Genomic DNA, 1267 nt, shown 5'->3' on the forward strand with positions numbered 1-1267 from the left:
TGTAAGCTTCCCCTAAAACCGAACTGTTTAAAAGTAGAATAATTATCTTAATTTAGACAGTATTATGAGAAAGAGCAGATTTTCACCACAGCAGATCGCAAAGATCCTAAAGGAGTTCGACAACGGAAAGAGCGTAGACGTGATTAGTCGTGAGCACGGCGTGAGCGTTGCCGCTTTTTACAAGTGGCGTTCCAAGTATGCCGGCATGGACTCCAAAGAACTAAAGAGGCTCAAGGAGCTTGAAGAGGAGAACCGACGGCTCAAACAGATGTATGCCACACTAGCCCTAGACCATCAAATGGCCAAGGAGATCATTGAAAAAAAGCTCTGAAGCCCTGCCCTAAGAGAACTATTGCCAATGAACTCCTTCACTACGGTATCAGCAGGGCGTGCCGTGTTTTAAATATGAGTAAGAGTGTTTATTATTATAGGCCATTGCCAAAGGATGATACCGAGATAGAAAGGGCACTACAAAAAAAGGCTGAGCAACACTCGGAGGAGGGTTTTTGGAAGGCCTATGACAGATTGCGCAACGAGGGGAATGTTTGGAACCACAAGCGCATGCACAGAGTTTATGTTTCATTAGGGCTTCCCTTAAGACGAAAAGTAAAAAAGCGATTGCCTGTGAGAGTAAAAGAGCCATTAGAGGTTCCAGATATGCTCAACCATACTTGGAGTATGGACTTTGTAACAGATGTTCTGGAGAATAAAAGACGATTTAGGGCATTTAATATCATCGATGATTATAACAGGGAGGCACTGCATATCGAGATTGATTTTTCGTTGACCAGTAACCGTGTCGTATGGGTACTGAACCATCTGATAAATAAAAAAGGAAAACCTAAAAAGATCAGGATGGACAATGGCCCTGAGTTCATCGCCCACATTGCTAGTGTCTGGAGTGAGATGCACGAGATAGAGTTTAAATATATACAGCCTGGAAAACCTACCCAAAATGCTTTTGTAGAGCGGTTCAATGGTTCATATAGAAGAGGTGTCCTCAATAAATACATTTTTGAGAACATAGACCAGGTAAGGGAACAGACACAGATATGGATGGATGATTATAATCATCATAGACCTCATGATTCCTTGGGTAATATTGCACCTATAGAATATGCGAAAAGGCAACATGCCGCTGCCGCGGGGCTCATTTTAAAATAAACCGGCTTTTAAACAGAAATATGAAGAGAAAGCCAGTTCATTTTAAAACGGAAAAAATTATATATTTGGATTAACAAACAGTTCTAAACGGGGGAAGCCTACA

1 protein-coding gene is annotated in these 1267 nt (G+C 41.6%); it reads left to right on the top strand.

From position 1 onward, the window contains the following. The first annotated feature begins 64 nt into the window (after positions 1-64). Positions 65-1164, top strand: a protein-coding gene (locus Q0947_RS15170; protein ID WP_299399790.1) for an IS3 family transposase whose coding sequence is annotated in 2 segments (ribosomal slippage) — positions 65-326 and positions 326-1164 — 1101 coding nt in all. Because the reading frame shifts where the segments join, the coding sequence is not laid out codon by codon here. Positions 1165-1267 lie beyond the last annotated feature (103 nt).

Source organism: uncultured Gelidibacter sp., from assembly GCF_947500795.1.
Lineage (GTDB): Bacteria > Bacteroidota > Bacteroidia > Flavobacteriales > Flavobacteriaceae > Gelidibacter.